This window comes from Nocardia sp. NPDC058497 (assembly GCF_042720195.1).
GTDB lineage: Bacteria > Actinomycetota > Actinomycetes > Mycobacteriales > Mycobacteriaceae > Nocardia.
This window is the reverse complement of sequence record NZ_JBHXMY010000038.1, coordinates 1-5,827: the sequence shown is the minus strand read 5'-3', so window position 1 is coordinate 5,827 and position 5,827 is coordinate 1. Positions and strand designations below refer to the sequence as shown.

Here is a 5,827-nt window from a genome sequence, read left to right as displayed (position 1 = left end):
ACGTCGGGCGCGCTCATCAGGGCGGCGGCCCGCTTGCGCCCGGCCAGCCGGATCCGCACCGGCTTGCGCCGGATCGGGCCGAACAGCAGGTCGACGGCGGCGATCGTGACGACCTTGGTGACGCTGGTCGGTCCCTTCGCCATCGCCGAGGCCCACCCGCTGGTGAACGGCACCTGCGCGACCACCGCGGCGAGGTAGTCGTCGTCGGGCGCGACGGACAGCACGTGGCCGCCGCCGAACGAGGTGCCCCACAACGCGATCCGGGTCGCGTCGAACCCGCGGATACTGCGCCCGTAGGCGACTGCGGCCTTCCAGTCCTGCCGCTGGCGGGCGATATTGACCACCTGGCGTGGGTCACCCTCGCTGGCGCCGAAATGCCGGTAGTCGAACGCCAGCACCCCCATTCCCGCCGCGACGAACCGCCGCGCATACCGATCCAACCCCATTTCGCGGGTTGCCCCCAGCCCGTGTCCCATGATCACCAGCGGGCGCGGCCGGGGCGCACCGTCGGGCAGGTAGAGCCAGGCAGCGCACTGGTGGTCACCCGAGGGGAAACTGACGTCGACACGTTCCATGGCTCGTAACCGTACCGAGTACTCTGTACGAGCGGACGAGTCGGCCGGGCGACCGCGGCGACGAGAACGGGTGCGATGGTGCCGCTGCTCGCTGCCGAGGAAAGTCCGGACTCCACAGAGCAGGGCGGTTGCTAACGGCAACCCGGGGTGACCCGCGGGATAGTGCCACAGAAAACAGACCGCCGCACGCACGTGCGGTAAGGGTGAAACGGTGCGGTAAGAGCGCACCAGCGCCCCGGGTGACCGGGGCGGCTCGGTAAACCCCGCCCGGAGCAAGGTCGAAGGTCGCACCTCACGGTGCGGCTGCGCAGGTGTTCGAGGGCTGCTCGCCCGAGCCTGCGGGTGGACCGCTCGAGGCACCCGGCAACGGTGTGTCCAGATGGATGGTCGCCCCCCGGTGCGAACCGGGGACAGGATCCGGCTTACAGGCCGGCTCGTCCGCCTCCGCCGAACGACGAGGCGGCGGTCCCGAGAGGGAACCGCCGCCGCGTCGAGCCGGGAAACACCCGTCAGCACATCAGCTTGGCCATCTGGAATATCGCCTGCGCCTCTTCGGTGGTCGCGGCCGTCGCGCCGTTCGTGGAGCTCTGCACGATCCCGGCCACGACATCGGATTCGGCCTTGCCCGCCTTGATGTCACCGCAGGTCTGGGTCAGCACCCCGCTCACCGCGGCGTCGTCGCGGCCCTCGGCCAGCTTCGGGAACGCGTTGCGGTAGCTCACCACGAACATGCCCGCCTTGCCCGAATCGACCTGCGCGGTCGGGGCGGCGGACGAGGAGGAGGCGGCGGTGGAAGAGGAGTCGTCGCCGCAACCCGCCAGAAGCAGGGCGAAGACGGTGGCGCTGGCCGCGATGGCGGCGGTAGTTCTACTCACGCAGCGGGATGCTAGCGCCCCAGAAAACACGCCGCCTCCCGTGCGGTGAACGGCAGGCGACGCCGTCACGGCGAAAATGCGCCGGAACTCGCCGGGAACGTGAGCGAGGTCATAGAGTGGGCGCCGTCGGCAGGGCTCGATGCCACCGGGCGCGGGCCCATCACATTCGATCGCGGAAGCAGGTCACATTTACATGCGGGTAGTTCGTTCCATTGTCGCCGGTGCACTGATCGCCGGAGCCGCTGCGGTTTTCACCTCGCTGGGTGCCGGATCGGCGAGCGCGGTCGCGGTGACCCCGCTGTCGGGTGGGGTCCAGGTCGACCTCAGCCCGGCCGATACCGCCTGGGTCCACCAGACCCGGTTCGGCCTGACCGTCGCCGGTCTGCCGCACCCCTCGGCGGCCTCGTTCGGCCAGGCGCTCGACGCCGCGGCGGCCGTGTCGTCGTCGGTTCCCAACGGCCGGGTCACCTTCACCGTGTTCGGCCCGTTCGACCAGCTCAACGGCACCATGCTGGCACTGCAGTAGCCAGTCGCTAACCTGCCAGGATGGAACTCCATCAGCGGATCGTCTCGGCGCCGGTCGACTTCGGCGCCATCCGTTCCGAATTCGGGCTGGCCTCGGACTATCCTGCCGAGGCCGTCTCGGAGGCCCGCGACGCGGTCGACGCGTTCGCGGGTACCAGGGTCGACCGGACCGACATCGAGTTCGTCACCATCGACCCGCCCAGCGCCATGGATCTGGACCAGGCGCTGTGCATCGCACGCACCCCCACCGGCTTCACCCTGCATTACGCGATCGCCGATCTCGGCGCCGTGATCGTGCCGGGCGGTGCGCTCGCCCGCGAATCCGAAGCGCGCGGCCAGACCTTCTACCTACCCGACGGCAACGTCCCCCTGCACCCCACGGTGCTGTCCGAGGGCACCGCCAGTCTGCTCCCCGGCGTCGACCGGCCCGCCGCACTCTGGACCATCGAGCTCGACGACAAGGCTGTCCCGCAGAGCTTCTCGGTGACGCGCGCACTGGTGCGCTCCCGGGAACGATTCGACTACGCGCAGGTGCAGGCCGCCGCCGACGCCGGGACGCTGCATCCGTCCCTGATCGCGCTGCCCGAGTTCGGGCGGCTACGGATCGAGGCCGGCCTCGATCAGGGCGCGATCTCGCTGCGCCTGCCCGCCCAGGACGTGGTGCGCCACGGTGACAACTGGCGGCTCGAGCTGGAACCGCGAACCGCCGCGGACGACTGGAACGAACAGGTCTCGCTGCTCACCGGCATGTGCGCGGCCCGGATCATGCTGGCGCACAACGGCACCCGGATCGGCCTGCTGCGCACCATGCCGCCGCCACCCGAGAGCGCGATCGCGTCGATGCGGCGCACCGCGGCGGCCCTCGGCGTCTCCTGGCCCGCCGACATGCCCGTCGGCCGGCTGCTGGCAGGCCTCGACGCGAACGCCCCCGCCGGGCTGGTCCTCATGTCGGAGGCCACGAGCCTGCTGCGCGGCGCCAGCTACACACTGCTCGGCGACCTCGACCAGCCGACCGAGGACCAGCTGACCCACAGCGCCATCGGCGCGCCCTATGCCCACGTGACGGCCCCGCTGCGTCGCCTCGCCGACCGGTTCACCACCGAGATCTGCCTGGCCCACTGCGCCGGTGCCGAAGTGCCGCAGTGGGTGGTCGACGGACTCGGCCCCGCGGCCGAAACCCTGCGCCGCACCGATGCCGTGGCCAACAAGGTAGACCGCGCCTGCGTGGACCTGACCGAGGCGACCGTCCTGGCACCCCGGGTCGGCACCGAGTTCTCGGCCCTGGTCCTGCGCGAGGCCAACGGCAGCCGGCCAGCCGAGATCTTCGTCGAAGACCCGCCTATCCTCGGCCGCTGCGAGGGAAAACCGCCCGAAGGCAAGCACGTCGCCGTGCGTCTGGCGGTCGCCGACGTAGCGACCCGGACGATCGGCTTCGACTACGACGGCCGCCCCGCGAGCTGAGTACGGCGGGTGCCTACTCCTCGGCGCAAGTCGCCGGTGCGCGGTGTCCCTGGGCTGAGGACGGTGGCGACCCGGCTCGCCGGTGGAGTCGTCGGGGGAGACGGTCAGTCCGCGGTGGAGATGAACGCGGCGGCGCCGGGGTAGTGGGCGATGGCCCCGCCTGCCGCGGCTTCCTCGGTGTCGGCGGAGGTTGTAGGGGTGGCGTAGTTGCCCACGGCGGTGCTCGCCGCATAGCGCAAGCGCTTGGCGCCCTCGGGCTATCGTGTCGGATAGGCGCCGTGTTGCCCTTGCTGGCCGCGTCACGGTAAGTTCCCTCGTAATCACCTGGAGGGGGAGTATGACTGCTGATACGGGTGGATCGGGAAACGATTTTGCGCTGGTGCCCGACGAGGTTACCGACGCCGGAGCATTTGTGCAGCAGATTGCCGAATCCCTGATCAACGGACTGAGATCCCTCGATTCCGACATCGTCACCCTGCTCGACAACTGGCGCGGCACGTCGGCCGATTCGTTTTCCTCCGGCTGGACCGAGACGAAGCAAGGTGCGGACACCATCCTCGACGCCCTGGCCGGTATGGCCGAACTCCTCGGTGTCACCAGCAAGACTCTCGACGACCAGGATCAGTTGCTGGCCACTGAAACCAGCGCGCTGGCCGTTTCGCTCAACCTCGAGGGATAGGGATGGTCGACAACGCCCAACCCTTCCGCGTCGACCTCGTCGAACTCGAGCAGATCGTCAGCCGCGTAACGGGCTTTGTAGGTTTCCTCGCCGACAGCCTCGACGGGCTTCAGCAGCGCATCGGCGCCGTCCAGCAGAACTGGTCCGGTGCAGCCGCTGACGCCCAGGCTGAGGCATTCCGTGGCTGGCACGCCGGGGCGACCGATGTCGCTGACGGTATCGATACGATGCGGCAAGCAGCACAGGATGCCCACGATCGCTACACCGCTGCACTCGCCGCAAACCTGGCAATGTTGGGTAGATCGTAAGCGAATGAACTGCCGATATTGCTGACGTCATTTGTCTGGATGAGCAGTCACCCAGCGATTGTTCCACCGCCGCTATGGCAGCATGTATTTGAGGGAACTAAGTGACTTACCTAGCTGTGGATCCGGTTGTATACTCGCTGGCAGGAGCTACGCTATATTCACATGCCTGCCAGTACCGCAATATCTTTAATTCCCAGATGGATGCCCTGTCTGGTTCCGGATCAATGGGTGGTAATTGCGGCGAGTCCAAAGCGTGGGCCAACAATTACGATACTGCGGTCGCTGACGCGATATCCATGACCGAGGCGCTTATTAACGCCATGGGTAACTATGCGGACATACTACAACAACTCGGCTACAACTGGGCACTGGCCGACTACGAAGCTGGAAGCCGACGAGCGGCGCCTGTCGAGACAGCTCCCTTTCTCCCGGCATGGTCGGCGTGTCGAGTACCACCGCCTGCTGCTTGCGGTCCCGGTAGTGGTATTTTCGACGACGTCGGCTTCGCTGTTCAAGCTCTGGCGAAGTTCGGGGTTGAAATGCCCGACGGCGAACCTGACAAGCTCCAGATTGCCGCCGACACGTGGGCAAAATTTGCCTCCGAATCCGGTGTGGGAAATCTGCCGACTCTGCTGGAAGACCTCGCTCGCTCATTTGATGGTGAGACCGCTCCGGAACTCAAACATGTCGACGATGATATTCGCGATCTGAAAGCCAGCGCAATCGCGGTGCTGGCGTTGTATGACGACTTGGCCCAGTCGTGCCGAAATCACCAGGGTGCCATCACGGCATTCCGTGACAAGATGAAGCAGTTGCTGCAAGACCTCGCATGGGATCTTGCCGGAGAAGTTGCCACTACAGTATTCTTCTCCGTGGTCGCAGGCGCTCTCACTGCAGGGATGGGTACTGCTGCAGTAGCCGCAGCCAAAGCGGGGAAACTCGCTGCCAAGATGAAGACATATGTCGATCGCGTGTTGGACATAAAGGCCGCTGTGCGTTTCGTCGCAAAAGTAGTCGACAACGCCGGGGAGCTGGAATCTCAACGGACTAGACTCCAGCGTATTGCCAATCTGTTCAGAGTTCGTGGTAACTATTCGCGAGCGCTGATGACCGGTGGCCGGATCGGGCCCAGTCCGAAGAGTTTGATCGAAAGGTGGTCGACATGGGCGGATAAGGCATACGATTTCATTCGCGGCGATACGCTTGACGTAGCAAGTATCGCCGAAAATACTGGTCTCAGTGTGTCTGACATCGAGAAGATCAAACAACATGTTTTCCTTTCGGAGCATAAGATGGTCGATGTGTACACCGGAGAAGTTCGTACGGCACGATTTGACGCTGATCCCGATATGGCGGAAGCCTGGATGCGATTGAGTGACGGTCGCGGTACCGCAACTGATAGGC

At 66.0% G+C, this 5,827-nt stretch carries 7 protein-coding genes, 1 other RNA gene and 1 pseudogene; 6 read left to right on the top strand and 3 right to left on the bottom strand.

Annotated elements, in window-relative coordinates; all coding sequences use genetic code 11:
- On the bottom strand, positions 1-575 hold a 575-nt coding region (locus tag ACFWPJ_RS04855), incomplete at its 3' end, for an alpha/beta hydrolase (protein WP_378847243.1).
- Between the two features lie 36 nt (positions 576-611).
- Here ACFWPJ_RS04855 and rnpB point away from each other — a divergent pair.
- Positions 612-1,016: RNase P RNA component class A (gene rnpB / locus ACFWPJ_RS04850), an RNA gene on the top strand.
- Positions 1,017-1,084: 68 nt separating this feature from the next.
- Here the strand turns inward: rnpB and ACFWPJ_RS04845 are convergent.
- Positions 1,085-1,450: a hypothetical protein gene (locus ACFWPJ_RS04845; RefSeq protein ID WP_378847241.1), complete on the bottom strand. Its 366-nt coding sequence runs from the start codon at positions 1,448-1,450 to the stop codon at positions 1,085-1,087.
- Positions 1,451-1,643: 193 nt separating this feature from the next.
- Between ACFWPJ_RS04845 and ACFWPJ_RS04840 the strand changes: the two genes are divergently transcribed.
- Together ACFWPJ_RS04840 and ACFWPJ_RS04835 are read left to right on the top strand one after the other, a co-directional pair.
- On the top strand, positions 1,644-1,976 hold the full coding sequence (locus ACFWPJ_RS04840; protein WP_378847239.1) for a hypothetical protein: 333 nt from the start codon (positions 1,644-1,646) through the stop codon (positions 1,974-1,976).
- 20 nt (positions 1,977-1,996) lie between these two features.
- Positions 1,997-3,436 carry an RNB domain-containing ribonuclease gene (locus ACFWPJ_RS04835; RefSeq protein WP_378847236.1) on the top strand — a complete coding sequence of 480 codons (1,440 nt, stop codon included), beginning with the start codon at positions 1,997-1,999 and terminating at the stop codon, positions 3,434-3,436.
- A 104-nt stretch (positions 3,437-3,540) separates the two neighbouring features.
- Here ACFWPJ_RS04835 and ACFWPJ_RS04830 read toward each other — a convergent pair whose 3' ends face one another.
- A complete protein-coding gene (locus ACFWPJ_RS04830; RefSeq protein WP_378847234.1) occupies positions 3,541-3,675 on the bottom strand; it encodes a hypothetical protein in 135 nt (44 codons plus the stop codon).
- 140 nt (positions 3,676-3,815) lie between these two features.
- On the opposite strand from ACFWPJ_RS04830, the gene ACFWPJ_RS04825 reads away from it, so the two are divergent.
- From ACFWPJ_RS04825 to ACFWPJ_RS04815, 3 genes and pseudogenes are all read left to right on the top strand, one after another.
- A complete protein-coding gene (locus tag ACFWPJ_RS04825) occupies positions 3,816-4,115 on the top strand; it encodes a WXG100 family type VII secretion target (protein ID WP_378847232.1) in 300 nt (99 codons plus the stop codon).
- A 2-nt stretch (positions 4,116-4,117) separates the two neighbouring features.
- Entirely contained in the window at positions 4,118-4,423 is a 306-nt protein-coding gene (locus ACFWPJ_RS04820) for a WXG100 family type VII secretion target (protein ID WP_378847230.1), read from the top strand.
- A 197-nt stretch (positions 4,424-4,620) separates the two neighbouring features.
- A pseudogene (locus tag ACFWPJ_RS04815) lies at positions 4,621-5,827 on the top strand (hypothetical protein); the annotation flags it as partial.

Coding starts and splice junctions, on each gene's coding strand:
- ACFWPJ_RS04835 (WP_378847236.1), top strand. CDS start 1,997: ATGGAACTCCATCAGCGGATCGTCTCGGCGCCGGTCGACTTCGGCGCC.
- ACFWPJ_RS04840 (WP_378847239.1), top strand. CDS start 1,644: ATGCGGGTAGTTCGTTCCATTGTCGCCGGTGCACTGATCGCCGGAGCC.
- ACFWPJ_RS04820 (WP_378847230.1), top strand. CDS start 4,118: ATGGTCGACAACGCCCAACCCTTCCGCGTCGACCTCGTCGAACTCGAG.